This window comes from Comamonas sp. C24C, assembly GCF_053345995.1.
Genome location: NZ_JBKFBC010000019.1, coordinates 1 through 23,508 on the forward strand (window position 1 = coordinate 1; position 23,508 = coordinate 23,508).

At 59.7% G+C, this 23,508-nt stretch carries 34 protein-coding genes; 28 read left to right on the forward strand and 6 right to left on the reverse strand.

Annotated elements, in window-relative coordinates; all coding sequences use genetic code 11:
• From ACLBXN_RS23790 to ACLBXN_RS23850, 13 genes are all read left to right on the forward strand, one after another.
• Positions 1–96: EF-Tu C-terminal domain-related protein (locus ACLBXN_RS23790; protein ID WP_447613590.1), on the forward strand; the 96-nt coding region annotated here is incomplete at its 5' end.
• Positions 97–121: 25 nt separating this feature from the next.
• Positions 122–433, forward strand: coding sequence for a 30S ribosomal protein S10 (rpsJ, locus tag ACLBXN_RS23795; protein WP_003059431.1), 312 nt, complete (start codon positions 122–124; stop codon positions 431–433).
• A 200-nt stretch (positions 434–633) separates the two neighbouring features.
• Positions 634–1,308: a 50S ribosomal protein L3 gene (gene rplC, locus ACLBXN_RS23800; RefSeq protein ID WP_003059417.1), complete on the forward strand. Its 675-nt coding sequence runs from the start codon at positions 634–636 to the stop codon at positions 1,306–1,308.
• Positions 1,308–1,931 (forward strand): 50S ribosomal protein L4, encoded by a 624-nt coding sequence (gene rplD / locus ACLBXN_RS23805; RefSeq protein ID WP_003065421.1) that lies wholly within the window; start codon positions 1,308–1,310, stop codon positions 1,929–1,931. Before rplC ends, rplD begins: the two co-directional genes overlap by 1 nt.
• Positions 1,928–2,242 (forward strand): 50S ribosomal protein L23, encoded by a 315-nt coding sequence (rplW, locus tag ACLBXN_RS23810; protein ID WP_003059415.1) that lies wholly within the window; start codon positions 1,928–1,930, stop codon positions 2,240–2,242. Before rplD ends, rplW begins: the two co-directional genes overlap by 4 nt.
• A gap of 2 nt (positions 2,243–2,244) precedes the next feature.
• Entirely contained in the window at positions 2,245–3,069 is an 825-nt protein-coding gene (rplB, locus tag ACLBXN_RS23815; RefSeq protein ID WP_003059414.1) for a 50S ribosomal protein L2, read from the forward strand.
• A 10-nt stretch (positions 3,070–3,079) separates the two neighbouring features.
• Positions 3,080–3,355 carry a 30S ribosomal protein S19 gene (gene rpsS, locus ACLBXN_RS23820; protein WP_003059413.1) on the forward strand — a complete coding sequence of 92 codons (276 nt, stop codon included), beginning with the start codon at positions 3,080–3,082 and terminating at the stop codon, positions 3,353–3,355.
• Between the two features lie 10 nt (positions 3,356–3,365).
• Complete coding sequence (gene rplV / locus ACLBXN_RS23825; RefSeq protein ID WP_003059408.1) at positions 3,366–3,698, forward strand: 50S ribosomal protein L22; 333 nt, start codon at positions 3,366–3,368, stop codon at positions 3,696–3,698.
• Between the two features lie 16 nt (positions 3,699–3,714).
• Complete coding sequence (gene rpsC, locus ACLBXN_RS23830) at positions 3,715–4,584, forward strand: 30S ribosomal protein S3 (RefSeq protein WP_003059406.1); 870 nt, start codon at positions 3,715–3,717, stop codon at positions 4,582–4,584.
• Between the two features lie 2 nt (positions 4,585–4,586).
• Positions 4,587–5,003, forward strand: coding sequence for a 50S ribosomal protein L16 (gene rplP, locus ACLBXN_RS23835; protein WP_003059405.1), 417 nt, complete (start codon positions 4,587–4,589; stop codon positions 5,001–5,003).
• A 10-nt stretch (positions 5,004–5,013) separates the two neighbouring features.
• Positions 5,014–5,211, forward strand: coding sequence for a 50S ribosomal protein L29 (rpmC, locus tag ACLBXN_RS23840; protein ID WP_003059403.1), 198 nt, complete (start codon positions 5,014–5,016; stop codon positions 5,209–5,211).
• A 9-nt stretch (positions 5,212–5,220) separates the two neighbouring features.
• A complete protein-coding gene (gene rpsQ / locus ACLBXN_RS23845; RefSeq protein ID WP_003059401.1) occupies positions 5,221–5,490 on the forward strand; it encodes a 30S ribosomal protein S17 in 270 nt (89 codons plus the stop codon).
• Positions 5,491–5,606: 116 nt separating this feature from the next.
• A complete protein-coding gene (locus tag ACLBXN_RS23850) occupies positions 5,607–6,113 on the forward strand; it encodes a peroxiredoxin (protein ID WP_003059399.1) in 507 nt (168 codons plus the stop codon).
• Positions 6,114–6,230: 117 nt separating this feature from the next.
• Here ACLBXN_RS23850 and ACLBXN_RS23855 read toward each other — a convergent pair whose 3' ends face one another.
• Positions 6,231–6,719 carry a GNAT family N-acetyltransferase gene (locus ACLBXN_RS23855; RefSeq protein WP_447613786.1) on the reverse strand — a complete coding sequence of 163 codons (489 nt, stop codon included), beginning with the start codon at positions 6,717–6,719 and terminating at the stop codon, positions 6,231–6,233.
• Between the two features lie 82 nt (positions 6,720–6,801).
• Complete coding sequence (locus tag ACLBXN_RS23860; RefSeq protein ID WP_447613787.1) at positions 6,802–7,536, reverse strand: cytochrome b/b6 domain-containing protein; 735 nt, start codon at positions 7,534–7,536, stop codon at positions 6,802–6,804.
• Positions 7,537–7,643: 107 nt separating this feature from the next.
• Here ACLBXN_RS23860 and ACLBXN_RS23865 point away from each other — a divergent pair, with 107 nt between their 5' ends.
• Positions 7,644–8,090, forward strand: a complete 447-nt coding sequence (locus tag ACLBXN_RS23865) for a c-type cytochrome (RefSeq protein WP_003081732.1) — start codon at positions 7,644–7,646, stop codon at positions 8,088–8,090.
• A gap of 152 nt (positions 8,091–8,242) precedes the next feature.
• Here the strand turns inward: ACLBXN_RS23865 and ACLBXN_RS23870 are convergent, their stop codons facing one another.
• A complete protein-coding gene (locus ACLBXN_RS23870) occupies positions 8,243–8,755 on the reverse strand; it encodes a TlpA disulfide reductase family protein (RefSeq protein ID WP_043003826.1) in 513 nt (170 codons plus the stop codon).
• Positions 8,756–8,906: 151 nt separating this feature from the next.
• Here ACLBXN_RS23870 and ACLBXN_RS23875 point away from each other — a divergent pair, with 151 nt between their 5' ends.
• The 5 genes from ACLBXN_RS23875 (at position 8,907) to ACLBXN_RS23895 (ending at position 13,334) form a co-directional block, all read left to right on the forward strand.
• Complete coding sequence (locus ACLBXN_RS23875) at positions 8,907–9,470, forward strand: hypothetical protein (RefSeq protein ID WP_447613788.1); 564 nt, start codon at positions 8,907–8,909, stop codon at positions 9,468–9,470.
• Between the two features lie 97 nt (positions 9,471–9,567).
• Positions 9,568–10,023, forward strand: a complete 456-nt coding sequence (locus ACLBXN_RS23880; RefSeq protein WP_043003828.1) for a PTS sugar transporter subunit IIA — start codon at positions 9,568–9,570, stop codon at positions 10,021–10,023.
• Positions 9,992–10,261, forward strand: coding sequence for an HPr family phosphocarrier protein (locus tag ACLBXN_RS23885; protein WP_003059390.1), 270 nt, complete (start codon positions 9,992–9,994; stop codon positions 10,259–10,261). Before ACLBXN_RS23880 ends, ACLBXN_RS23885 begins: the two co-directional genes overlap by 32 nt.
• A 205-nt stretch (positions 10,262–10,466) precedes the next feature.
• Entirely contained in the window at positions 10,467–12,242 is a 1,776-nt protein-coding gene (ptsP, locus tag ACLBXN_RS23890) for a phosphoenolpyruvate--protein phosphotransferase (protein WP_447613789.1), read from the forward strand.
• Between the two features lie 42 nt (positions 12,243–12,284).
• Positions 12,285–13,334, forward strand: a complete 1,050-nt coding sequence (locus ACLBXN_RS23895) for a YwqG family protein (protein ID WP_447613790.1) — start codon at positions 12,285–12,287, stop codon at positions 13,332–13,334.
• Between the two features lie 489 nt (positions 13,335–13,823).
• Here the strand turns inward: ACLBXN_RS23895 and lipA are convergent, their stop codons facing one another.
• The 3 genes from lipA to ACLBXN_RS23910 are packed head-to-tail and all read right to left on the reverse strand — an operon-like array spanning position 13,824 to position 15,866.
• Positions 13,824–14,804, reverse strand: coding sequence for a lipoyl synthase (gene lipA / locus ACLBXN_RS23900; protein ID WP_003081713.1), 981 nt, complete (start codon positions 14,802–14,804; stop codon positions 13,824–13,826).
• A 10-nt stretch (positions 14,805–14,814) separates the two neighbouring features.
• Positions 14,815–15,507, reverse strand: a complete 693-nt coding sequence (gene lipB / locus ACLBXN_RS23905; protein WP_447613800.1) for a lipoyl(octanoyl) transferase LipB — start codon at positions 15,505–15,507, stop codon at positions 14,815–14,817.
• Between the two features lie 41 nt (positions 15,508–15,548).
• Positions 15,549–15,866 (reverse strand): YbeD family protein, encoded by a 318-nt coding sequence (locus tag ACLBXN_RS23910; protein WP_003059380.1) that lies wholly within the window; start codon positions 15,864–15,866, stop codon positions 15,549–15,551.
• 378 nt (positions 15,867–16,244) lie between these two features.
• Between ACLBXN_RS23910 and ACLBXN_RS23915 the strand changes: the two genes are divergently transcribed.
• The 9 genes from ACLBXN_RS23915 to ACLBXN_RS23955 all read left to right on the forward strand — a co-directional run bounded on the left by ACLBXN_RS23915 (position 16,245) and on the right by ACLBXN_RS23955 (position 23,447).
• The gene (locus tag ACLBXN_RS23915; protein WP_019042020.1) at positions 16,245–16,712 is read left to right on the forward strand and encodes an ATP synthase subunit I; all 468 of its coding nucleotides are present in this window, start codon (positions 16,245–16,247) and stop codon (positions 16,710–16,712) included.
• A 13-nt stretch (positions 16,713–16,725) separates the two neighbouring features.
• Positions 16,726–17,589, forward strand: a complete 864-nt coding sequence (atpB, locus tag ACLBXN_RS23920; RefSeq protein WP_003059377.1) for a F0F1 ATP synthase subunit A — start codon at positions 16,726–16,728, stop codon at positions 17,587–17,589.
• 45 nt (positions 17,590–17,634) lie between these two features.
• The gene (gene atpE / locus ACLBXN_RS23925) at positions 17,635–17,886 is read left to right on the forward strand and encodes a F0F1 ATP synthase subunit C (RefSeq protein ID WP_003059376.1); all 252 of its coding nucleotides are present in this window, start codon (positions 17,635–17,637) and stop codon (positions 17,884–17,886) included.
• A gap of 35 nt (positions 17,887–17,921) precedes the next feature.
• The gene (locus ACLBXN_RS23930; protein WP_003059375.1) at positions 17,922–18,392 is read left to right on the forward strand and encodes a F0F1 ATP synthase subunit B; all 471 of its coding nucleotides are present in this window, start codon (positions 17,922–17,924) and stop codon (positions 18,390–18,392) included.
• Positions 18,393–18,404: 12 nt separating this feature from the next.
• Entirely contained in the window at positions 18,405–18,944 is a 540-nt protein-coding gene (locus ACLBXN_RS23935) for a F0F1 ATP synthase subunit delta (protein WP_167010912.1), read from the forward strand.
• A 45-nt stretch (positions 18,945–18,989) separates the two neighbouring features.
• On the forward strand, positions 18,990–20,549 hold the full coding sequence (gene atpA, locus ACLBXN_RS23940) for a F0F1 ATP synthase subunit alpha (RefSeq protein WP_003059371.1): 1,560 nt from the start codon (positions 18,990–18,992) through the stop codon (positions 20,547–20,549).
• Positions 20,550–20,567: 18 nt separating this feature from the next.
• Positions 20,568–21,434, forward strand: a complete 867-nt coding sequence (gene atpG / locus ACLBXN_RS23945; protein ID WP_167010914.1) for a F0F1 ATP synthase subunit gamma — start codon at positions 20,568–20,570, stop codon at positions 21,432–21,434.
• A gap of 34 nt (positions 21,435–21,468) precedes the next feature.
• A complete protein-coding gene (atpD, locus tag ACLBXN_RS23950; RefSeq protein WP_003059366.1) occupies positions 21,469–22,878 on the forward strand; it encodes a F0F1 ATP synthase subunit beta in 1,410 nt (469 codons plus the stop codon).
• 152 nt (positions 22,879–23,030) lie between these two features.
• Positions 23,031–23,447: a F0F1 ATP synthase subunit epsilon gene (locus ACLBXN_RS23955; RefSeq protein ID WP_003059364.1), complete on the forward strand. Its 417-nt coding sequence runs from the start codon at positions 23,031–23,033 to the stop codon at positions 23,445–23,447.
• Positions 23,448–23,508 lie beyond the last annotated feature (61 nt).

The window sequence follows — 23,508 nt, forward strand, 5'->3', positions numbered from 1 at the left end:
ATCGCCCCCATCGCCATGGAAGAAGGTCTGCGTTTCGCTATCCGCGAAGGTGGTCGTACTGTGGGTGCCGGTGTGGTTGCCACGATCATTGCCTAATTCTTAGAAAAGCTAGGAATTAACAATGTCTAAGCAAAAAATCCGCATCCGTCTGAAGGCTTTCGATTACAAGCTGATCGACCAGTCTGCAGCCGAAATCGTTGATACCGCCAAGCGCACCGGCGCCATCGTCAAGGGTCCCGTGCCCCTGCCGACACGCATGAAGCGCTTCGACATCCTGCGTTCGCCTCACGTCAACAAGACCAGCCGTGACCAGTTCGAAATCCGTACGCACCAGCGTCTGATGGACATCGTGGATCCGACTGACAAGACTGTTGACGCTCTGATGAAGCTGGACCTGCCCGCAGGTGTGGACGTCGAGATCAAACTGCAATAAGAGTTTTGGAAGCCTCGCAAGAGGCTTTTAAGGGTCTTTGTTTAACGCGAACTTGCTTGAAAAAGCAGTTCGCGTTAAAATTTGGAGCTTCGCCTTTGATGCGAAGTTTTATTAACCTTCTTTTGTGTGCTAGGCATGATTGCCGAGGCGCAACGCTGGGCCAATTGCAGTTTCAGCGGCAAAAGTTTTGGAGCAAACAAATGAGTCTGAGCAACTCCCTGGGGTTGCTGGGTCGCAAGGTGGGCATGATGCGTCTGTTCACTGATGATGGGGACGCAGTGCCTGTCACAGTGGTGGATGTTTCTAACAACCGCGTGACTCAGGTCAAAACCCAAGAGAACGATGGCTATGTGGCCCTGCAGGTCACTTTCGGTGCACGCAAGGCTTCTCGCGTGACCAAGCCTCAAGCCGGCCACCTCGCCAAGGCGGGTGTCGAAGCCGGTGAAGTGACCCGTGAATTCCGTGTGACCGATGAAACCGCTGGCAAGTATGCCGCTGGTGCCGTTCTGCCTGTGGCAGAGCTGTTCAGCGTTGGCCAGAAGGTGGACGTGCAAGGCACTTCCATCGGTAAGGGCTACGCCGGCACGATCAAGCGCCACAACTTCAGTTCGCAGCGCGCTTCGCACGGTAACAGCCGTTCGCACAATGTCCCCGGTTCTATCGGTATGGCACAAGACCCCGGTCGCGTGTTCCCCGGTAAGCGTATGACTGGCCACATGGGCGACGAAACCGTCACTACTCAAAACCTCGACGTGGTTCGTATCGACGAAGCACGCCAACTGCTGTTGATCAAGGGTGCCATTCCTGGCGCCAAGGGTGGCTTCGTTTCCGTGCGCCCCGCGATCAAGGCTAAAGCTTCCAAAGGAGCGAACTAATGCAGCTCGAACTCCTGAATGAACAAGGCCAGGCCGCTTCCAAGGTGGAAGCTCCCGAGACTGTGTTCGGTCGTGAATTCAACGAAGATCTGGTCCACCAGCTGGTGACTGCCTACCGTGCCAACGCACGTCAAGGCACTCGCGCCCAGAAGGACCGTGAACAAGTGCGTCACACCACCGCCAAGCCTTTCAAGCAAAAGGGTACAGGCCGTGCACGTGCTGGTATGTCCTCCTCGCCTCTGTGGCGTGGCGGCGGTCGCATCTTCCCGAATCTGCCCGAAGAAAACTTCTCGCAGAAGATCAACAAGAAGATGTACCGCGCCGGTATGGCTTCCATCCTGTCTCAGCTGGCCCGCGAAGGCCGTCTGGCAGTTGTGGAATCCCTGACGCTGGATACCCCCAAGACCAAGGTGCTGGCAGACAAGTTCAAGGCTATGAACCTGTCTTCGTCGGTGATGGTGATCGCTGAAGAAATCGACGAGAACCTGTACCTGGCATCCCGCAATCTGAAGAACGTGTTCGTGGTTGAGCCGCGCTATGCAGACCCCGTGTCGCTGGTGCACTACAAGAAAGTGCTCGTCACCAAGGGTGCGATCGACAAACTCAAGGAGATGTTCGCATGAGCACTACCAAGTTTGACGAAGGTCGTCTGATGCAAGTGCTGGTCGCTCCCATCGTGTCCGAAAAGGCCACTCTGGTTGCTGAAAAGTCCAATGCTGTGACATTCAAGGTGCTGCAGAACGCTACCAAGCCCGAAATCAAGGCCGCTGTGGAATTGATGTTCAAGGTTGAAGTGGCTGGCGTGTCTGTGGTGAACACCAAGGGCAAGACCAAGCGCTTTGGCAAGACCGTTGGCCGTCGCGACAATGTGCGCAAGGCTTACGTGATGCTCAAGCCCGGTCAAGAGCTGAACCTGTCTGGGGAGGCTGCGTAATCATGGCTGTTATCAAGCTCAAACCTACGACCCCCGGCCAACGCGGCGCGGTGAAGGTTACTCGCGACCACCTGCACAAGGGTGAGGGCTTTGCCCCCCTGCTGGAAGCTCAATTCCAGAAGGCCGGTCGTAATAACAACGGTCACATCACAACTCGCCACAAGGGCGGTGGTCACAAGCACCACTACCGTGTGGTGGACTTCAAGCGCAACAAGGACGGTATCCCCGCCAAGGTTGAGCGCATTGAATACGATCCCAACCGTACTGCCCACATCGCTCTGGTGTGCTATGCAGACGGCGAGCGTCGCTACGTCATTGCTCCTCGCAACCTGGAAGTCGGCGCTACCATCATCAGCGGCTCCGAAGCTCCTATCCGCGTGGGCAACACCCTGCCTATCCGCAACATCCCCGTGGGCTCGACCATCCACTGCATCGAACTGAAGATCGGTGCTGGTGCTCAGATCGCTCGCTCGGCTGGTACCTCCGCCACTCTGCTGGCTCGCGAAGGCATCTACGCTCAAGTGCGTATGCGTTCGGGCGAAGTCCGCAAGGTGCATATCGAGTGCCGCGCCACCATCGGTGAAGTTGCCAACGAAGAACACAGCCTGCGCCGTCTGGGCAAGGCCGGTGTGAAGCGTTGGATGGGTATTCGTCCTACCGTCCGCGGTACGGTCATGAACCCTGTCGACCACCCGCACGGTGGTGGTGAAGGTAAGACCGGTGAAGGCCGTCACCCAGTTGACCCATGGGGCAATCTGACGAAGGGCTACCGCACCCGTAACAACAAGCGCACACAGACCATGATCGTGTCGCGCCGTAAGAAGTAAGGGGTAGCAAATGACTCGTTCTCTTAAAAAGGGTCCGTTTGTTGACCATCACTTGCTGGCTAAGGTCGAAAAGGCCATCGCCACCAAGGACAAGAAGCCAGTGAAGACCTGGTCGCGTCGCTCCATGGTCCTGCCCGAGTTCATCGGTCTGACCATCGCCGTGCACAACGGCAAGCAACACGTGCCGGTTTATGTGACTGACCAGATGGTTGGCCACAAGCTGGGTGAATTCGCGCTGACTCGTACCTTCAAGGGTCACCCTGCGGACAAGAAAGCCAAGAAGTAAGGAATAGAACATGTCTGAAACACGTGCTGTTCTCCGTGGCGTCCGCCTGTCTGTTGACAAGGGTCGCCTGGTCGCGGATCTGATCCGCGGCAAGAAGGTGGATCAAGCTCTGAACATTCTCCAGTTCACACAGAAAAAAGCTGCTGTGATCGTGAAGAAGGTTCTGGAATCCGCTATCGCCAACGCTGAGCACAACGACGGCGCCGATATCGACGAACTGAAGGTCAAGACCATCTACGTCGAGCAAGGCACTACGCTCAAGCGTTTCACTGCTCGCGCCAAGGGCCGCGGCAACCGCATCAGCAAGCCTACCTGCCACATCTATGTGACAGTGGGTAACTGAGGCCTTAAGGAAGAATATGGGACAGAAAATCCATCCTACCGGCTTCCGTCTGGCGGTGAGCCGCAACTGGGCAAGCCGCTGGTACGCTAGCAACCGTGACTTCGCCGGCATGCTGGCCGAAGACATCAAGGTGCGCGAGTACCTGAAGGCCAAGCTGAAGAACGCCGCCGTGGCTCGCGTTCTGATCGAGCGTCCTGCTAAGAACGCCCGCATCACCATTTTCTCGGCTCGTCCGGGCGTGGTGATCGGCAAGAAGGGTGAAGACATCGAGGCCCTGAAGAAGGAACTCGCTGCTCGCCTGGGCGTGCCCGTGGCTGTGAACATCGAAGAAGTGCGCAAGCCCGAAATCGATGCCAAGCTGATCGCTGACTCCATCTGCCAACAGCTGGAAAAGCGCATCATGTTCCGCCGCGCCATGAAGCGTGCCATGCAGAACGCCATGCGTCTGGGTGCTCAAGGCATCAAGATCATGTCTTCCGGTCGTCTGAACGGTATCGAAATCGCTCGTACCGAGTGGTACCGCGAAGGCCGCGTGCCTCTGCACACTCTGCGTGCCGACATCGACTACGGCTTCTCCGAAGCCAAGACGACTTACGGCATCATCGGCGTGAAGGTCTGGGTCTACAAGGGTGACACCCTGGGCCGTAACGATCTGCCCGCCGTGGAAACGCCCCGTCCTGAAGACGAGCGTCGTCCCCGTGGTCCCCGTCGTGACGGTCGCCGTGATGGCCGTGATGGCGCTGGCCGTGGTGGCCGTCGTCCCGCAGGCACCAATGCCGCTCCTGCCGATGGCAGCGACAAGCCTGCTGGCGCTGGTGCTGATTCCGTTAAGCGCGTTCGTAAGGCCGACGCGCCCGCTACAGCAGCGGACGGTAAAGGAGAATAAACATGCTGCAACCTGCACGCCGCAAGTTCCGTAAGGAACAAAAAGGCCGCAACACCGGCATCGCTACCCGTGGCAACTCCGTTGCCTTCGGCGATTTCGGTTTGAAGTCTACTGACCGTGGTCGTCTGACCGCACGCCAGATCGAAGCTGCACGTCGTGCAATTTCCCGTCACGTCAAGCGTGGTGGTCGTATCTGGATCCGCGTGTTCCCGGACAAGCCCATCTCTACCAAGCCCGCCGAAGTGCGTATGGGTAACGGTAAGGGCAACCCCGAGTACTACGTGGCCGAAATCCAGCCCGGCAAGGTGATCTACGAAATCGTGGGTGTGCCTGAAGAGCTGGCCCGTGAAGCGTTCCGCCTGGCTGCTGCAAAGCTGCCTCTGCGCACGACCTTCGTGTCCCGTCACATTGGTGCTTAAGGAGATCAACATGACGAAATCTGCTGAACTCCGCCAAAAAGACGTGGCCGGTCTGGAAGCTGAAGTGAAGTCCCTGCAAAAGGCTCACTTCGGTCTGCGCATGCAAAAGGCCACGCAACAACTGGGCAACACTGCGACCATCAAGGCTACACGCCGTGACATCGCTCGTGCCAAGACCATCCTTGCTGAAAAGCAAGCCGCCAAGTAAGGAGCCGACATGACGGAAGCTAAAACATCCCTCAAGCGCACCTTGATTGGCAAGGTGGTCAGCGACAAGCGTGCCAAGACTGTGACCGTTCTGGTGGAACGCCGCGTCAAGCACCCCATCTACGACAAGATCATGATCAAGTCGAGCAAGTACCACGCTCACGACGAGCAAGGTGAGTACAAGCTGGGTGACGTGGTTGAAATCACCGAGAGCCGTCCTCTCTCCAAGACCAAGAACTGGGTTGCTACCCGCTTGGTTCAAAAGGCTGCCCTGGTGTAAGCCTAACCAGGCCCACCGGCTGCAAAGCCCTTGAAAACGACCCACAATGTTGTGGGTCGTTTTTTTATTTGGGCCGCCAAGAACGCGGTCCTTGCTTTGCAACAAAGGAGATAGTCATGATTAAAGTTGGTGATGCCCTGCCCGCAGTGACCTTGATGGAATATGTGGAAGTGGAAGGCAATGGCTGCAGCCTCGGCCCCAACCCCGTGAAGCTGCCCGAAGCTCTGGCCGGCAAGACCGTTGCCGTGTTTGCCGTGCCCGGCGCCTTCACGCCTACCTGCTCCGAAAAGCACCTGCCTGGCTATGTGGCCAAGGCTGAAGAGCTCAAGGCTGCCGGCGTGGACGAAATCTGGTGCCTGTCCGTGAACGATGCTTTCGTGATGGGCGCCTGGGGCCGCGACCAGAAGGTGGCTGGCAAGGTGCGCATGATTGCCGACGGCGATGCGGCATTTGCCAAGGCCACCGGCCTGACGCTGGACCTGAACGGCAAGGGCCTGGGTCTGCGCGCCAATCGCTTCTCCATGCTGGTCAAGGACGGCAAGGTTGCGACCCTGAACGTGGAAGCTCCCGGCAAGTTTGAAGTCAGCGACGCCGCCACCATGCTGGCCCAGGCCAAGGCCTGATGGGTGCAGCACCGGGTCGCTGCGCGCGGGAATGATGTTCTCACCGCAAGGCGGCTTGGCGCGGCGCCATGAAAGAAAGGCATTGCCAGCTTGGCAATGCCTTTTTTGCATCCGGGCTCAGAACAGATCGGCCTTGAGGTAGTGCGCGCCTGGAAGCGGGTTGTGATAGTAGGGCTCGATGGATGCAAAGCCCAGGTCCACATACAGCGCGCGGGCGGATTCCATGTCGTCCAGCGTGTCGAGCAGCACATGGTCGTAGCCGCTCTGGCGTGCCACGTCCAGCATGGCCTCGGCCAGCTGGCGGCCCAGGCCGAAGCCGCGAAAGGGCTTGCGCACATACAGGCGCTTCATTTCGGCCGCATTGGGATAGTCGCAGTCATCGAGCGGGCGCAGCGCGCAGCAGCCGGCGAGGGCGCCGTCCACATGGGCCAGCAGTATCTGGCCGCGGGGCTGGGCATAGTCGCCGGGAAGATCGGCGATTTCGGATTCGAATCCTTGAAATTCCAGGTCGATGTTCAGGCTGTCCGCATACTCCTGGAAGATCTGGCGCACAGCACCCATTTCCTCCAGGCTGGGCGTCAGCAAGTCCACGGCGGGCTTGTCCACGGCAACTAGGCGATGATGAAAGAAGGGTCAGTGTAGCGACAAGTGCGCTTCATGGTTAAAGCGCAGGTTGCATCGTCAGAACTCAGAAAGCAGCTCCCTGGCCCAGTTGATGGATCCACCAGGACAGCGCGCTTGCCACCACGGCTAGCAGCGCAGCCAGCATGCGGGTGGCTGCGGTGTCGCGGCTCGCGGTAACCGGTTCGGCCAGGCATTTGTCGCCCGTCACCATGGCGGGCACCAGCTTGTTGCCCTTGAGGCTGTAGCCGATGAGGGCCAGCAGATGCAGTGCAACCAGTGCGTAAATCAGGTACTGGCCCCAGTGGGCGTGGTAGTCGGTGGCCTTGGAGATCAGCTCGCCCGAGACAAAGCGCGTGAGGGGGCCGCTGAAGGCAATTTCATCATCGCTCATCAGCCCGCTGGCGATCTGCGCCATCAGCACGGCGAGCATCGCGATGACCGACAGCGAGCCCAATGGGTTGTGGCCTGCGCGGTCCTGCGTGGTCGACGCGCCGCTCAGATAGCGTCTCATGGCGGCCGCGGAAGGGATGAAGCTGCCAAAGCGCGACCAGTACCCGCCGACCAGGCCCCAGAGAATGCGAAAGACCAGCAAGGCCAGCACCACCTGTCCCAGTATCAGGTGCCAGTTCATGGCATTGCCGCCCATCTTGGCGGTGACGACCAGGGCCACGATGCAGCTCGCCAGCAGCCAGTGAAACAGGCGGGTGGGTAGGTCCCAGATCCGGATTCTGTGGATTTCCGTGGCGGCTTGTTTGGCGGACTCTGTCATGGCTTTTTCATGGCTGATGGACCCGAACATTGTGCCCTGGCAAGGCTGTAAGCCCAAATCGCGGCCTTTGGGTGACTCTGCCATACTGGTTCTGCAGCCGCCTGTGGTGAGCTGCAGAACCAAGAAAGGATACCCCGATGAAAGCTTTTTCCACTCTGGCATTCGCTGCTGTGGTTGCCACCGTGGCCCTGCCTGCCTCGGCCCAGTTCGCCAAGGCTGAAGATGCCATCAAATACCGCCAGAGCGCGCTGAGCGTGCTGGGCACGCATTTCAGCCGTCTGGGCGCCATGGCCAACGGCAAGATGCCCTTCGATGCCAAGAGCGCGCAGGAAAGCGCCGAGGTCGTGGCCTTCATGTCCAAGCTGCCCTGGGCCGGTTTCGGCGCCGGCACCGAAGGCGGAAAGGCCAAGCCTGAAGTGTGGAAGGAGCAGGCCAAGTTCCATGACCTGTCGGGCAAGATGGAAGCCGAAGTCGTCAAGCTCAACGCTGCCGCCAAGACAGGCAATCTGGACAATCTCAAGACGGCTTTCGGCCCTGCCGCCAATAGCTGCAAGAGCTGCCACGACAGCTTCCGCAATAAGTAAGCCAAGACTGTTCTGCATCAAGCAGACGCAAAAAAAACCGGCAGTGCCGGTTTTTTTATGAGCGCCTTGCGCATGCTGCTATCTGATTTCAGCTTTATCTCATCTTGAAATCGAACAACAGCGTGCACTACCAGCTATGTTTTTGAATGAGCTCAGGCATTCGCCGGCTCGGCCAGCAGCTTCTCGATCAGCTTGTGCAACTGCTCAAAGTCGGGGGCGCCGATATAGCGCTTCACGATCTCGCCGCGCTTGTTGACGATGAAGGTGGTGGGGGTGAGTTGCACATCGCCCCAGGCCTTGGCCACGTTGCCGGTGTTGTCCAGCGCGACCTGGAAGGGCAGCTTGCGCGATTCGACAAAGTTCACGACATAGCTGGGCGGGTCGTAGCTCATGGCCACGGCCAGGGTGTCAAAGCCCTTGCCCTGGTACTTCTGGTAGGTGCTGATGATCTCGGGCATCTCTGCCACGCAGGTGGTGCAACTGGTGGCCCAGAAGTTCACCAGCGTCACTCTGCCCTTGAGGTCGGCGGTGGTTTTCTGGCTGCCGTCCAGCAGCACAAATGTGGATTGCGGCGCCGCGGTCTGCCCTGCGCCCGAATACACCCAGGCCCCGACGCCGATGACGGCGGCCGCCACAATGCCTGCGATCCAATGTTTGCTTGCCATAGAGATTGATTGTGCACAAATCTTCAGCACCTTGCTGATCTGTGGTTTGGTGTGCCAAACGCGCCGAAAGTTCAGTTCTTACTGCTTGACCCACGGGTCAACCCTAGGCTTGCGTGACAGGCCGGGCCCATGCCGCTGCCGATAATGGGCCATGAAGAAAACCGGACTCTGGGCTGCGATGCTGCTGGTCAGTTGCGCACTGCTGGCCGCCTGCAGCCCGGCGCTGAATTGGCGCACCATCCAGCTCAAGGATGCGCCGCTGCAAGCGCTGCTGCCCTGCGATGCGCAGACGGCCAGCCGCCCTGTCGAGTTGGGCCTGGGCCAGGTGCCGCTGTCGGTGGTGGGCTGCGAGGCCCAGGGTGCGACCTATGCGGTATCGCATTTCGCCGTGGCCGAGCCCGCTCGCGCGGCCGAGGCCCTGACGTTCTGGCAGCAGGCGGTGCTGGCACAGCTGAAGTCGGCAGACGGCGTCGCGACAAGGCTCAATGTCAAAGGCGATGGCCCGTGGGTGCCCAAGGGGGCGCTGAATCTGCCGCAGTCCTTGCGCATCACATTCGAGGGCCTGGGCCCCAGGGGGCAGAAGGTGGTGGGGCATGGCCTGTGGTTCGCTCGCCTGGAAGGCAGTGGAGCCAGGCTCTACCAGGCGGTGATTTACGCTGACAGGGCCATGCCTGCAGAGGCCGAGCTGTTTTTCTCGGGCCTGCAGCTGCAATAAGCACGCATCCAGATCATGACCCTTGCGCTTCATCCACCTCATTGCCCTTGTTGATGCCGGCGACAAGCCATAATTTGCTATCAAGAACTGTGACTACATGACCACGCGCATTCTTTTGCTCACTCACGCTCCTCTGGCCGCTGCATTGCGCGAATGTGCGCTGCATGTGTTTGCCGATAGCGCTGACGACTTGCTGGCCCTGGACGTGCCTTCCGATGAGGCGCCCGAGGCCACACTGGAGCGTGCTCTGGCCATGCTGGTGGCGCATGGCGGGCTGGATGCACCGACACTGGTGCTGACCGATCTGTTCGGCGCCACGCCCTGCAATGTGGCCCAGCGTCTCAGCGGGCTGTTGCAGGCCAGGCTGGTGGCGGGGGTGAACCTGCCCATGCTTTTGCGCTCCATCGGCTATCGGCATGAGCCGCTGGACGCCCTGGTCTCGCGGGCCATGGTGGGCGGCAGCCAGGGGGTGATGCAGGTGGCCGGCAGTTCCCGACAAAATCAAAGCGCACGACCTTCCAATGATCAAGACCAATATCACCATCAGCAATAAATTGGGCCTGCATGCCCGCGCATCAGCCAAGCTCACCAAGCTCGCCGGCAGCTTCCCCTGCGAGGTCTGGCTGACCAAGGGCGAGCGCCGCGTCAATGCCAAGAGCATCATGGGCGTGATGATGCTGGCCGCGGGCATAGGCTCCGAGCTGGAGATGGAAACCGATGGCGCGCAGGAGCAGGAAGCCATGGATGCGCTGGTGGCCCTGATCAACGACAAGTTTGGTGAAGGCCAGTAACAGCGGCGCGGCCTGCGTCGTCGCTTGACTGCGTGCAGGCGACGGCTGGGGTGCTGGCTCCTTTGATAGCAGGGAGCGCCTTGCTGGCAATGAGATAAAGCGTTTTTCGTGCTGCAGCGTAGAGAAGAACTGCGCTGGCTGCTGCAAAAACAAGAGCAAGAAGCAAGCAAAAAGCAATCGCGAAATTCGCGAAAGGGCATTCGCTATGACATTTGCCATCCACGGCCTGGCCGTTTCCCGAGGGATTGCCATTGGGCGCGCGGTCGTTGTGGCCTCCAGTCGCATGGAGGTGGTGCATTACTTCATTCGTCCCGATCAGGTGGAGTCGGAGATCCAGCGTGCCCGCACGGCACGCAATGCGGTGATTGACGAGTTGCGCCGGCTTCAGGAGGAAATGCCCAAGGACGCGCCCGGCGAGCTGGATGCGCTGCTTGATGTGCACCTGATGCTGCTGCAGGACCAGGCGCTGGCCGAGGCCATCCGCAACTGGATCTCCGAGCGTCTCTACAACGCCGAATGGGCGCTGACCACGCAGCTGGAGATCGTCTCGCGCCAGTTCGACGAGATGGACGACGAGTACCTGCGCGAGCGCAAGGCCGACCTGGAGCAGGTGGTGGAGCGCATTCTGCGCCACATGAAGGGCGCGGCCAGCCCGATTACGCAGGCCGCTCCGCCGCTGGCACCGACAGGCGCCACACCGGCGGCCAGCGGGCAGCAACTGCAGCTCGAAGGCGCCACGGAAACCCCGCTGGTGCTGGTGGCGCAGGATCTGTCGCCGGCGGACATGCTGCAGTTCAAGAGCAAGGTCTTTGCCGGCTTCATCACCGCCGTGGGCGGCAAGACCAGCCACACCGCCATCGTTGCGCGCAGCATGGACATTCCGGCCGTGGTCGGTGCGCGGGCCGCAAGCCAGCTGATCCGACAGGACGACTGGGTCATCATCGACGGCAACGAAGGCGTGGTCATCGTGGACCCCACGCCCATCATCCTGGCGGAGTACGGCTTTCGTCAGCGCCAGACCGAGCTGGAGCGCGAGCGCCTGACCCGTCTGCGCTACACGCCTTCGCTGACCATGGACGGGCAGAAGGTGGAGCTGCTGGCCAATATCGAGCAGCCCAGCGACGGGGCGGCTGCCGTGCGGGCTGGCGCTGTCGGTGTGGGGCTGTTCCGTACCGAGTTCCTGTTCATGGGGCGCAGCGGCAATCTGCCCGGTGAGGAGGAGCAGTACCGCGCCTATCGCGAGGCCATCGACGGCATGCAGGGCATGCCGGTCACCATCCGCACGCTGGACGTGGGGGCCGACAAGCCGCTGGACAAGGCCCAGCCCAAGGACTACTACCTCAACCCGGCGCTGGGCCTGCGTGCCATCCGCTGGAGTCTGGCCGACCCCGTGATGTTCCGCACCCAGCTGCGCGCCATCCTGCGCGCGGCGGCGCACGGGCAGATCAAGCTGCTGTTTCCCATGCTGGCCCATCGCAGCGAGATCGAGCAGACCCTGGCCCAGCTGCGCCAGGCGCAGCATGAGCTCGATGTGCGTGGCGTGGTCTACGGGCCGGTCAAGCTGGGCGCCATGATCGAGATCCCGGCGGCTGCTCTGACGGTGCGCAGCTTTTTGCAGTATTTCGACTTCCTGTCCATCGGCACCAACGACCTGATCCAGTACACGCTGGCCATCGACCGGGCCGATGAAACCGTGGCCCATCTCTACGACCCCATGCATCCTGCCGTGCTGCGTCTGGTGGCCGAGGTGATCGCAGCGGCCAATGCCGCAGGCAAAGAGGTGTGTGTCTGCGGTGAAATGGCGGGCGATCTGAGTATGACCCGGCTGCTGCTGGGCCTGGGCCTGCGCAGCTTTTCCATGCACCCCGCGCAGATTCTGGCCGTCAAGCAGGAGGTGCTGCGCGCGGACTCAAGCAAGCTGGCTCCCTGGGCCGGTGAGGTGCTGGGCAGCGAATGCCCGGCGCAGATGCTGGCGCCCTGAAGAACCCTGGGGGCGATCTCAAGACAGGCAGAAAAGGGATGGATGAATTACGCAGATTCCCAGGAAATCGCCCGTGCGCTTGAGCCGGTGCTGGAAGATGCGGCGCTTGCGCAGCAAGTCGCAGCGCAAGCCAGGCCGGCTGTGTGGCTGCAGACCACTGCGGTGGAGGATGAAGCGGAGATTGCGTCCGGCAGCACCAAGTTTGGTGGCTGTCCCGACCTGCCTGCCGGTGTGGCCTGGCCCGAGCGAGGGCGCTATCCGGACCATGAGCAGCGAGTGAAGCCCCATCGCGAAGACAGCGTTGCTCCCGACAGCCGCTGGCGATGGGCGAGGCCGGAGCAAGTACTGCTGTTTCGCGAAGAGGCCTTGCAGCACATCGCGAGACTTGAAAGCACTTTTCCGCTGAGCTTTGTGGCGCAGATCAACTTCGCCGAAGCTCGCTCCGCCGGGACCCTGGATGCAGATTTTCCCGAGTCCGGGCTGCTGTCCGTCTTCTACGACCTGCTGGAGCAGCCCTGGGGTTTCAATCCTGCAGATGCCTGTGCGTTGAAGCTCATCTTCTCCGAAGGCGATGCTGTGCTCGAGCGACGCCAGCAGCCGCCTGCATTGCTGGAGCTGCCCGACCGCTGCCAGCTCGCACCTATGGCCTGTGAACTGCATGCCTGCGTCACGGCCTTGCCCCTGGAGAGCGCTCAGTGGGGTTCGCAGGGCCTGGAGCTTGACGAAGAGCAGCGTGACCGCTTTGTCGAGTGGTGGTTCGATGACGCACAAAACGCTGCCAGCAGCGGTGGAGAGGACAGCGGCTGCCATCGCATCGGCGGCTGGCCCACGCCCGTCCAGGGGGATATGCAGACCGAATGCGCGCTGGTGGCTGCGGGGCATTACTGCGGTAATGGCGATGCCTACGCGGACGAGGCCACGCGGGCCGTACGCGATACCGCAACGCAGTGGCTTTTGCTGCTGCAGATCGGCTGCGATGAAAAAGGCAGCATCGGCTGGGGCGATGAAGGCCAGGTCTATCTGTGGATGCGCCGCGACGATCTGCGCGCACGTCGCTTTGACCGGGCGCGGTTGGTGCTGCAGTGTTGCTGAAGCCCGCCTGCGCCGTGGCTGCAGGTGCCAACGGTTGCGAAATGGCGGCAAACAGGTGTTTGGAGATTTCTTTTTGTGGAAAACAAAAATTAATTGATATTGATTCTCATTTGATGTTAATATTCATCCCAGCTTGCAGCACAGGACTCTGGTGGGGTATCCAGCGCTGCATGGCTCAGTTTCATCGTGGGGCGACTCGTCGGGCCTGTTCAGCCTGCAGTCGTTTTTGCCAGCCAGCGGTTTGCCGGTTAGCCAGGCGTTTTTTCGATGCAAACGGTGGGTTATTCAAATTTCATAGCTTTTAGCGCATGGTCTGCAACGATCCTGCTATGAATTGACTATGTAAGCTTTACCAGAAAAGCGCAGCAAGCTCCTTATTCGGGAGCTTTATTTTTGGGCAACTCCTGGAGCGTGCAGCACTGCTCGTTGCGTGTGGTCATGAAAAAAGCAGCCCTTGGGCTGCTTGTGAGTGAGCACTTTCTTTGGTGCTCAGACGCCTGCGGCATGTGCCTGCTGGTCGGCGTGATAGCTGGAACGCACCATGGCACCGACGGCGGCGTGGGTGAAGCCCATCTTGTAAGCCTCTTGCTCGAACATCTTGAAGGTGTCGGGGTGCACATAACGGCGCACGGGCAGGTGGCTGTTGGTGGGCGCCAGATACTGGCCGATGGTCAGCATGTCGATGTTGTGGGCGCGCATATCGCGCATCACCTGCAGGATTTCCTCGTCCGTCTCGCCCAGGCCCACCATGATGCCGCTCTTGGTCGGTACATCGGGGTGCAGCTCCTTGAACTTCTTGAGCAGGTTCAGGCTGAACTGGTAGTCGGAGCCGGGGCGCGCTTCCTTGTACAGGCGTGGTGCGGTTTCCAGGTTGTGGTTCATCACATCGGGTGGAGCCGACTTGAGGATTTCCAGCGCGCGGTCGTCACGGCCGCGGAAGTCGGGCACCAGGATTTCGATCTGCGTCTCGGGCGAGAGTTCGCGGATGTTCTTGATGCATTCCACGAAGTGGCCCGAGCCGCCGTCGCGCAGGTCGTCGCGGTCCACGCTGGTGATCACCACATACTTCAGGCGCAGAGCGGCAATGGTGCGCGCCAGATTCAGCGGCTCGTTCACGTCCAGCGGGTCGGGACGGCCATGGCCCACGTCGCAGAACGGGCAGCGGCGCGTGCACTTGTCGCCCATGATCATGAAGGTGGCCGTGCCCTTGCCGAAGCATTCGCCGATATTCGGGCAACTGGCTTCCTCGCAGACCGTGTGCAGATTGTTCTTGCGCAGAATGTCCTTGATTTCGTAAAAGCGCGTGCTGGGGCTGCCGGCCTTGACGCGGATCCACTCGGGTTTCTTCAGGACTTCGGCCTGCTCCACCTTCACGGGGATACGCGCCAGCTTGGCGGCAGCCTTCTGCTTGGCCAGCGGGTTGTAGTTTGCGGCGGACTGCGCTTCGCGCACGACTTCATTGGTGCTCATGATCTTGCCTTCAGGGAGAGAGACGCGCCTTCAACTGGCGGCCCAGCACGGATGCGGCCTCGTCCCAGGTTGTCTGTATGCCGATTGTAGAAAGGTCCACCGTCCTCAGTCCTGCGTATCCGCAAGGGTTGATTCGCAAATAAGGTTCCAAATCCATATCGACATTGAGTGCCACTCCGTGGTAGGTGCTGTGGCGGCTGACTTTGATGCCCAGGGCGGCAATCTTGCCCAGGCCCTCGAAATGAGGCTCGGGCGCCGGGCTGCCGGCTTCGCGGTGCTGCGGGCGCTGCTCCAACATGGCATGGCTGCGCGGGTCGTCTAGGCGCACATAGATGCCGGGCGCGCCTACCACGCGGTGACCGGTGACGCCGAAATGATCCAGCGTGCGGATCACCGCGTCTTCCAGCCGGTACACGTATTCCTTGACGAAGTAGCCCATGCGCTGCAGATCCAGCAGCGGATAGGCCACCACCTGGCCGGGGCCGTGATAGGTAACCTGGCCGCCGCGATTGGTAGCGACCACGGGAATATCGCCGGGGTTCAGAACATTTTCGGTCTTGCCGGCCAGCCCCTGTGTGAAATGTGGTGAGTGCTCACAAATCCAGAGTTCGTCGCGCGTGCTCGCGTTGCGGGTGCGCGTGAACTCCTGCATCGCGACCACCGCAGCCTCATAGCCGGTGCGCCCCAGAAAGCGCAGGTCCATGGTCTCGGGTGGCTGCAATGCAGAAGCAATCGGGCTGTCGCTCACAGCACGACCTTCACCAGGGGGTGAGAGGTCAGTGCGCGGTAGGTGTCGTCCAGCTGCTCGCGGCTGGTGGCCGTGATGGTGATAGTCACGCCGAGGTAGTTGCCGCCGGAGCTGGGGCGCAGCTCGACAGTACTGGCGTCAAAGCTGGGGTCGAATTTTTCGGCGATCTTGGTGATTTCATGCACCAGATGCTCATTCTTGACACCCATGACCTTGATGGGAAACTGGCTCGGGTATTCGATCAGCGAATCCTTGCGCGGGTCTTCTTGCTGACCGTTCTCGTTGGCGGCAGATGTGTTGGGCGTGTCGCTCATGAGGAATCCTTGGCTGAAATGAAAAATTGCCGTTGGTGAAACAGCCTGTCAATGAGTAGCAAAGATTGTGCGCCACGCCGGGCAGCCCTGCGTGTGTGGGCCTAATCGATGGATGACCTGAGTCTGCAAACCCTCAAAGCCCCTGGGTGCAGGCAGACAATTCAGGGCAATCAGGTTTTTCAATTGAGGCACACTCGCGCCGCACCAAAGCTGCGGGTGGCAAATGTTGTCACTCGGCGACAACCCTCAGGTCTTGTCAAAGACGTTTTGCGCATGACAGTATCAACCCCTATCTAACGACGGGGGTTTTTACTTATAATCAGAGGCTTTGTAAAAAAGTCTTGCCTGGTCAGCGGTGCGAAAGAAAACATGACAAACATGCCCGCTGATTTCCAGGATGAGGACGAAGTCGAAGACTTCAAGCCCCTGACTGCACAAGAAGCCTCTGCATGGCGTTCGCGCTTTCCGCAGGTTTCGGTCTGGCGCATCGTCATGGTTCAGACGCTGGTAGGCGTTATCGTGGCTTTGCTGTCGTGGTTGATCACGGGGCGTGCAGCCGCAGGCTGGTCGGCAGCGTATGGAGCGCTGGCGGTCGTGTTGCCCGCGGCGCTGTTTGCAAGAGGCGTGGTTCGTCAGCGGCCGGGAGGTGCCGGTGGCGCCATGGCAGGGATTTTCGGTTGGGAGCTGGTGAAGCTGGTGCTGTGCATCGCCATGTTGGCGGCTGCGCCCAAGCTGGTACCTGACCTGAGCTGGCTGGCGCTGCTGGTTGGCTTGATTGTTGTGATGAAAACGTATTGGGTTGCGCTTCTGGTGCGATCCAGTGTCCAAAAACCGATTGATATTTGAGAGAAGTTGACCGATGGCCGCAGAAGCGCACGCACCAACTGCAAGTGAATACATCGTTCACCACTTGCAACACCTCCAGAACATCAAGCAGAAGTCCATCATCGACTTCTCCGTGTTCAATCTGGATTCGATTGCCGTGAGTGTGACCCTGGGCGCTTTGTGCCTGTTTGTCCTCTGGCTGGCTGCCCGCAAGGCGACTTCCGGCGTTCCCGGTCGTTTCCAGGCTGCGGTGGAAATGCTGGTCGAGATGGTGGACAACCAGGCCAAGGCCAATATTCACAACGCTGAATCTCGCAAGTTCATCGCTCCTCTGGCACTGACCGTGTTCGTCTGGATCTTCGCGATGAACGCCATGGACATGCTGCCTGTGGATCTGCTGCCCGTGCTGTGGCAGACCGCCCAGGGCGACTCCCATGCCTACCTGCGTGTCGTGCCTACCGCCGACCTGTCCACCACTCTGGGTCTGTCGACCGGTGTGCTGGTTCTGTGCCTGATCTACTCGGTGAAGATCAAGGGCATGGGCGGCTGGGCTCACGAACTGGTGACCGCTCCGTTCGGTACCTCTAAGAATCCCGTGTTTGCTGTGATCCTGGGTGTTGTGAACCTGGCCATGCAAATCATTGAATACATTGCCAAGACGGTTTCGCACGGTATGCGACTGTTCGGCAATATGTACGCTGGTGAGTTGGTGTTCTGTCTGATCGCCTTGATGGGCGGTGCGGCTGCCATGTCGCTTTCCGGTGTGTTGCTCCCCGTGGGGCACATCATTGCAGGTTCGATCTGGGCGATCTTCCACATCCTGATCATTACCCTGCAAGCCTTCATTTTCATGATGCTGACGCTGATTTACCTCGGCCAGGCACATGAAGCTCACTGAAATCCTTTCTTTCACTCAACCTTTCTTTAATCCCTAGGAGTCATCATGGAAAACGTTCTCGGTCTCGTCGCTCTGGCTTGTGGTCTGATTGTTGGTCTGGGCGCTATCGGCGCTTCGATCGGTATCGCTCTGATGGGTGGCAAGTTCCTGGAATCCTCGGCACGTCAGCCTGAGCTGATCAACGAACTGCAAACCAAGATGTTCATCTTGGCTGGTCTGATCGACGCCGCCTTCCTGATCGGTGTGGCTATCGCTCTGCTGTTCGCCTTCGCCAACCCCTTCCAACTGGTTGCCTAAGCTCCGTTCAACGCCCTAAATAGAAAGGTGTTGCCGTGAGTATTAACGCGACCCTGTTCGTTCAGCTTGGTGTTTTCCTGGTTCTGGCGCTGTTCACGATGAAGTTCGTGTGGCCCCCGATCGCGAAGGCACTGGATGAGCGAGCCCAGAAAATCGCCGATGGCCTCGCTGCTGCCGACAAGGCCAAGACCGAACTGACCGCTGTCAACAAGCGCGTCGAGCAGGAATTGGCCCAGACGCGCAACGAAACAGCTTCGCGGCTTGCGGACGCCGAACGCCGCGCCCAGGCCATCATTGAAGAAGCCAAGGCCCGCGCGACAGAAGAAGGCAACAAGATTGTTGCTGCTGCCCGCGCTGAAGCTGACCAGCAAGCCATTGCTGCCCGTGAAGCCCTGCGTGAGCAAGTGGCAGCGCTGGCCGTCAAGGGTGCCGAGCAGATCCTGAAGAAGGAAGTCAATGCCGGTATCCACGCTGATCTGCTGAACCGCCTGAAGACAGAGCTGTAAGGAAAGCAAAAAATGGCAGAACTCGCCACCATTGCCCGCCCTTACGCCGAAGCATTGTTCAAAGCCTGTGCCGACAAGGGCGCAGACTTGAACAGCACTGTCGCTTGGGTGGAGGAATTGGCGGCGATTGCCGCCAACCCGCAATTGCGCCAACTGGCCGACAACCCGAACGTGAGCGACGCGCAAGTGTTCGATCTCGTCACGGGTGTGGCCAAGTCGGCATTGCCCGAGTCCGCACGCAACTTCCTGCATGTGGTCCTCGAAAACGGCCGTCTGGACGTGCTGCCTGAAGTGGCAGCCCAGTTCCGCAGCCTCGTGAACAGCAAGAGCGGCTCTTCGGATGCCGTGGTGTACAGCGCTTTCCCGATTGAGGATGCAGCGCTGGCCGAGCTTGGCGCCACGCTGGAAAAGCGCTTTGGCCGCAAGCTGAATCTCACCGTGAAGCTCGATGAATCGCTGATCGGTGGCGTTCGCGTCGTGGTGGGCGACGAGGTGCTGGACACCTCCGTCAAGGCCCGTCTGGAACAAATGAAAGCGGCCCTCACCGCGTAATGCGCTTGAGGTCTCGGCTAACACACAAGAAAGAAGGAAAGAGTCATGCAACTCAATCCCGCAGAAATTTCTGAACTGATCAAGAGCCGCATCGAAGGGCTGGCTGCTAGCACTGACGTCCGTAACCAAGGCACCGTGGTGTCGGTGACTGACGGTATCGTGCGCGTGCACGGCCTGTCGGACGTGATGGCTGGCGAAATGCTGGAATTCCCCGCAGGCGCCGACGGTCAACCTACTTACGGTCTGGCTCTGAACCTGGAGCGCGACTCCGTGGGCGCCGTGATTCTGGGTGCTTACGAGCACATCGCAGAAGGCAACACCGTCAAGTGCACCGGCCGTATTCTGGAAGTGCCCGTGGGCCCCGAACTGGTCGGCCGCGTGGTGAACGCCCTGGGTCAGCCTATCGACGGCAAGGGCCCCATCAACGCCAAGATGACGGACGTGATCGAGAAGGTCGCTCCTGGCGTGATCGCACGTCAATCCGTGGATCAGCCTCTGCAGACCGGTATCAAGTCCATCGACTCCATGGTTCCCGTGGGCCGTGGTCAGCGTGAACTGATCATTGGTGATCGCCAGACTGGCAAGACGGCTGTCGCTATCGACGCCATCATCAACCAGAAGGGCCAGGGCGTTACCTGTATCTACGTCGCTATTGGTCAGAAGGCATCTTCGATCAAGAACGTGGTGCGCGCTCTGGAGCAAGCTGGCGCGATGGACTACACCATCGTCGTGGCCGCTACCGCTTCCGAATCGGCAGCCATGCAGTACGTGTCGGCCTACTCCGGCTGCACGATGGGCGAATACTTCCGCGATCGCGGTGAAGACGCTCTGATCGTTTATGACGATCTGTCCAAGCAGGCTGTGGCCTACCGTCAGGTTTCGCTGCTGCTGCGTCGTCCCCCCGGACGTGAAGCTTTCCCCGGCGACGTGTTCTATCTCCACAGCCGTCTGCTGGAGCGTGCCGCTCGCGTGAACGCCGACTACGTCGAAGCCTTCACCAAGGGTGAAGTCAAGGGCAAGACCGGTTCTCTGACCGCTCTGCCTATCATCGAAACACAAGCTGGCGACGTGTCCGCTTTCGTTCCCACGAACGTGATTTCGATTACTGACGGCCAGATCTTCCTGGAAACCAGCCTGTTCAACGCCGGTATCCGTCCCGCTATCAACGCCGGTATCTCGGTGTCCCGCGTGGGTGGTTCCGCTCAGACCAAGGTGGTGAAGGGCCTGTCCGGTGGTATCCGTACCGACCTGGCTCAGTACCGTGAACTGGCTGCCTTCGCGCAGTTCGCTTCCGACCTGGACGAGGCAACTCGCAAGCAGCTGGACCGCGGTGCCCGCGTGACCGAACTGCTCAAGCAGGCTCAGTACTCTCCTCTGTCGACCGCTCTGATGGCTTCTTCGCTGTTCGCAGTGAACAAGGGCTTCATGGACGACATCGAAGTCAAGCAAGTGCTGCCCTTCGAATCTGGTCTGCACCAGTTCCTGAAGACCAGCCACGGCGCTCTGCTGGACCGTCTGAACGAAAAGCGTGCTTTCGACAAGGAAGGCAAGGACGAAGCTGAACTGACTGCAGCCATTACTGCATTCAAGAAGTCCTTCGCTTAATACCGGCGAGGAGTCATCATGGCAGCAGGTAAGGAAATACGCGGCAAGATCAAATCGGTGGAAAACACCAAGAAGATCACCAAAGCCATGGAAATGGTGGCTGCATCCAAAATGCGCAAGGCGCAGGACCGGATGCTGGCTGCCCGTCCATACAGCGAAAAAATCCGCAACATTGCAGCCCATCTTGGCGAAGCCAACCCTGAATATGTGCATCCGTTCATGCAAGTGAACGATGCCAAGAAGGTCGGCGTCATCGTGGTGACGACCGACAAGGGTTTGTGCGGCGGCATGAACACCAACGTGTTGCGTGTCGTCACCAACAAGTTGCGCGAACAGCAGGATGCGGGCATTGCGACAGAAGCGGTGGCCATTGGCGGCAAGGGACTGGGTTTTCTGAACCGTGTCGGTGCCAAGGTGGTCTCTCACGCTACAGGCTTGGGCGACACGCCTCACCTCGACAAGCTCATCGGGCCTGTCAAGGTGTTGCTGGACCAATATGCTGAAGGCAAGTTGAGCGCGGTGTACCTGGCGTACACCAAGTTCATCAACACCATGAAGCAAGAGTCGGTGGTGGAGCAACTGCTCCCCCTGTCGTCCGAAAAATTGCAAGCCGAGAAGACGGGTGCATCCTGGGAATACATCTACGAGCCTGACGCTCAGAGCGTCATCGACGAACTGCTGGTTCGTTACGTGGAGTCCATCGTGTACCAGGCAGTTGCGGAAAACATGGCGTCCGAGCAATCGGCGCGCATGGTGGCCATGAAGGCCGCTACCGACAACGCCGGCAACGTCATCAGCGAGTTGAAGCTGGTCTACAACAAGACGCGTCAGGCAGCGATTACGACCGAGTTGTCGGAAATCGTGGCAGGCGCAGCCGCTGTGTAAACGGCTTTAACGAACAAACAGATTGGAGCAAAAAATGGCTCAAGTACAAGGCAAGATTGTTCAATGTATCGGCGCCGTGGTGGACGTGGAGTTTGCCCACGGCCAGGTGCCCAAGGTGTATGACGCCTTGAAGCTGGAAGGTACGGCCCTGACCCTGGAAGTTCAGCAACAGCTGGGCGACGGCGTGGTGCGTACCATTGCCCTGGGTTCTTCCGACGGCCTCAAGCGTGGTCTGATGGTCACCAACACTGGTAACCCCATCACCGTGCCCGTGGGCAAGGCGACGCTGGGTCGTATCATGGACGTGCTGGGCAACCCCATCGACGAGCGTGGCGATGTGGACCAGGCACTGACAGCCCCCATCCACCGCAAGGCTCCTGCATACGACGAACTGTCGCCTTCGCAGGAACTGCTGGAAACCGGCATCAAGGTGATTGACCTGATCTCTCCTTTCGCCAAGGGCGGCAAGGTGGGTCTGTTCGGTGGCGCCGGTGTGGGCAAGACCGTGAACATGATGGAACTCATCAACAACATCGCCAAGGGCCACGGTGGTCTGTCGGTGTTTGCCGGTGTGGGTGAACGTACCCGTGAAGGCAATGACTTCTATCACGAAATGTCGGATGCCGGCGTTGTGAACCAGGCCAACCTGAACGAATCCAAGGTTGCCATGGTTTACGGTCAGATGAACGAGCCTCCAGGAAACCGTCTGCGCGTGGCGCTGACCGGCCTGACCATGGCCGAAGCTTTCCGTGACGAAGGCAAGGACGTGCTGTTCTTCGTGGACAATATCTACCGCTACACACTGGCCGGTACCGAAGTGTCCGCTCTGCTGGGCCGTATGCCTTCCGCCGTGGGCTACCAGCCTACGCTGGCCGAAGAAATGGGTAAGCTGCAAGAGCGTATCACTTCGACCAAGGTTGGCTCGATCACTTCCATCCAGGCCGTTTACGTGCCAGCCGATGACTTGACCGACCCCTCGCCCGCCACGACCTTTGCTCACTTGGACTCCACCGTGGTGCTGTCCCGTGACATCGCTTCGCTGGGTATCTACCCCGCCGTGGACCCGCTGGACTCCACCAGCCGTCAGCTGGACCCCCAAGTGGTTGGCGAAGAGCACTACAAGGTGGCTCGCCAAGTGCAGGGCACGCTGCAGCGCTACAAGGAACTGCGCGACATCATCGCGATTCTGGGTATGGACGAGCTGGCTCCCGAAGACAAGCTGGTCGTGTCCCGCGCTCGTAAGATGCAGCGTTTCCTGTCGCAGCCTTTCCACGTGGCCGAAGTGTTCACCGGTGCTCCCGGCAAGTACGTTCCCCTGTCTGAAACCATCCGTGGCTTCAAGATGATCGTGAACGGCGAAGCCGACCACCTGCCCGAACAGGCTTTCTACATGGTTGGTACCATCGACGAAGCCTTCGAGAAGGCCAAGAAGCTGGCAGCCTAACGGACTTTCACCCCCTGAGCGGCTAACGCCGCTTCCCCCTCTCTCTTCGGGAGGGGGACAACGCCCTCGCTGCGGGGCGGCCCTTGCTCGGCGTCTCTGGCTTAGGGTGTGCAAGTTTCAGGACCAGTTTTAACCTTTTCCAAGGAGCAAAGATGAACACCATCCACGTTGATGTGGTCAGTGCCGAAGAGTCCATCTTCTCCGGTGAAGCGCGCTTTGTCGCCTTGCCCGGCGAAGCGGGCGAGCTGGGCATTTATCCCCGCCACACACCGCTGATCACCCGCATCAAGCCGGGTTCGGTGCGCATCGAAATGCCTGATGGCAGCGAAGAGTTCGTCTTCGTGGCCGGTGGCATTTTGGAAGTGCAACCCAACTGCGTGACCGTGCTGTCCGACACCGCCATTCGCGGCAAGGATCTGGACGACGAGAAGGCGCAAAAGGCCAAGGCTGCCGCCGAGGAAGCCCTGAAGAACGCCAAGGGCGAGCTGGATATCGCTCGTGCACAGTCCGAGCTGGCCGTCATGGCAGCTCAGATTGCCGCTCTGCGCAAGTATCGCCAGAAGCGTTGATGTCTGGTGCCCTGGAGCACCTGCATCAGCAAAGAAAAGCCACCGCATGCGGTGGCTTTTT

Excerpts from the sequence above, each read along its gene's own strand:
- rpsJ (WP_003059431.1), top strand. The coding sequence starts at position 122 with ATGTCTAAGCAAAAAATCCGCATCCGTCTGAAGGCTTTCGATTACAAG.
- rplC (WP_003059417.1), top strand. The coding sequence starts at position 634 with ATGAGTCTGAGCAACTCCCTGGGGTTGCTGGGTCGCAAGGTGGGCATG.
- rplD (WP_003065421.1), top strand. The coding sequence starts at position 1,308 with ATGCAGCTCGAACTCCTGAATGAACAAGGCCAGGCCGCTTCCAAGGTG.
- rplW (WP_003059415.1), top strand. The coding sequence starts at position 1,928 with ATGAGCACTACCAAGTTTGACGAAGGTCGTCTGATGCAAGTGCTGGTC.
- rplB (WP_003059414.1), top strand. The coding sequence starts at position 2,245 with ATGGCTGTTATCAAGCTCAAACCTACGACCCCCGGCCAACGCGGCGCG.
- rpsS (WP_003059413.1), top strand. The coding sequence starts at position 3,080 with ATGACTCGTTCTCTTAAAAAGGGTCCGTTTGTTGACCATCACTTGCTG.
- rplV (WP_003059408.1), top strand. The coding sequence starts at position 3,366 with ATGTCTGAAACACGTGCTGTTCTCCGTGGCGTCCGCCTGTCTGTTGAC.
- rpsC (WP_003059406.1), top strand. The coding sequence starts at position 3,715 with ATGGGACAGAAAATCCATCCTACCGGCTTCCGTCTGGCGGTGAGCCGC.
- rplP (WP_003059405.1), top strand. The coding sequence starts at position 4,587 with ATGCTGCAACCTGCACGCCGCAAGTTCCGTAAGGAACAAAAAGGCCGC.
- rpmC (WP_003059403.1), top strand. The coding sequence starts at position 5,014 with ATGACGAAATCTGCTGAACTCCGCCAAAAAGACGTGGCCGGTCTGGAA.
- rpsQ (WP_003059401.1), top strand. The coding sequence starts at position 5,221 with ATGACGGAAGCTAAAACATCCCTCAAGCGCACCTTGATTGGCAAGGTG.
- ACLBXN_RS23850 (WP_003059399.1), top strand. The coding sequence starts at position 5,607 with ATGATTAAAGTTGGTGATGCCCTGCCCGCAGTGACCTTGATGGAATAT.
- ACLBXN_RS23860 (WP_447613787.1), bottom strand. The coding sequence starts at position 7,536 with ATGTTCGGGTCCATCAGCCATGAAAAAGCCATGACAGAGTCCGCCAAA.
- ACLBXN_RS23865 (WP_003081732.1), top strand. The coding sequence starts at position 7,644 with ATGAAAGCTTTTTCCACTCTGGCATTCGCTGCTGTGGTTGCCACCGTG.
- ACLBXN_RS23870 (WP_043003826.1), bottom strand. The coding sequence starts at position 8,755 with ATGGCAAGCAAACATTGGATCGCAGGCATTGTGGCGGCCGCCGTCATC.
- ACLBXN_RS23875 (WP_447613788.1), top strand. The coding sequence starts at position 8,907 with ATGAAGAAAACCGGACTCTGGGCTGCGATGCTGCTGGTCAGTTGCGCA.
- ACLBXN_RS23880 (WP_043003828.1), top strand. The coding sequence starts at position 9,568 with ATGACCACGCGCATTCTTTTGCTCACTCACGCTCCTCTGGCCGCTGCA.
- ACLBXN_RS23885 (WP_003059390.1), top strand. The coding sequence starts at position 9,992 with ATGATCAAGACCAATATCACCATCAGCAATAAATTGGGCCTGCATGCC.
- ptsP (WP_447613789.1), top strand. The coding sequence starts at position 10,467 with ATGACATTTGCCATCCACGGCCTGGCCGTTTCCCGAGGGATTGCCATT.
- ACLBXN_RS23895 (WP_447613790.1), top strand. The coding sequence starts at position 12,285 with ATGAATTACGCAGATTCCCAGGAAATCGCCCGTGCGCTTGAGCCGGTG.
- lipA (WP_003081713.1), bottom strand. The coding sequence starts at position 14,804 with ATGAGCACCAATGAAGTCGTGCGCGAAGCGCAGTCCGCCGCAAACTAC.
- lipB (WP_447613800.1), bottom strand. The coding sequence starts at position 15,507 with ATGGACCTGCGCTTTCTGGGGCGCACCGGCTATGAGGCTGCGGTGGTC.
- ACLBXN_RS23910 (WP_003059380.1), bottom strand. The coding sequence starts at position 15,866 with ATGAGCGACACGCCCAACACATCTGCCGCCAACGAGAACGGTCAGCAA.
- ACLBXN_RS23915 (WP_019042020.1), top strand. The coding sequence starts at position 16,245 with ATGCCCGCTGATTTCCAGGATGAGGACGAAGTCGAAGACTTCAAGCCC.
- atpB (WP_003059377.1), top strand. The coding sequence starts at position 16,726 with ATGGCCGCAGAAGCGCACGCACCAACTGCAAGTGAATACATCGTTCAC.
- atpE (WP_003059376.1), top strand. The coding sequence starts at position 17,635 with ATGGAAAACGTTCTCGGTCTCGTCGCTCTGGCTTGTGGTCTGATTGTT.
- ACLBXN_RS23935 (WP_167010912.1), top strand. The coding sequence starts at position 18,405 with ATGGCAGAACTCGCCACCATTGCCCGCCCTTACGCCGAAGCATTGTTC.
- atpA (WP_003059371.1), top strand. The coding sequence starts at position 18,990 with ATGCAACTCAATCCCGCAGAAATTTCTGAACTGATCAAGAGCCGCATC.
- atpG (WP_167010914.1), top strand. The coding sequence starts at position 20,568 with ATGGCAGCAGGTAAGGAAATACGCGGCAAGATCAAATCGGTGGAAAAC.
- atpD (WP_003059366.1), top strand. The coding sequence starts at position 21,469 with ATGGCTCAAGTACAAGGCAAGATTGTTCAATGTATCGGCGCCGTGGTG.
- ACLBXN_RS23955 (WP_003059364.1), top strand. The coding sequence starts at position 23,031 with ATGAACACCATCCACGTTGATGTGGTCAGTGCCGAAGAGTCCATCTTC.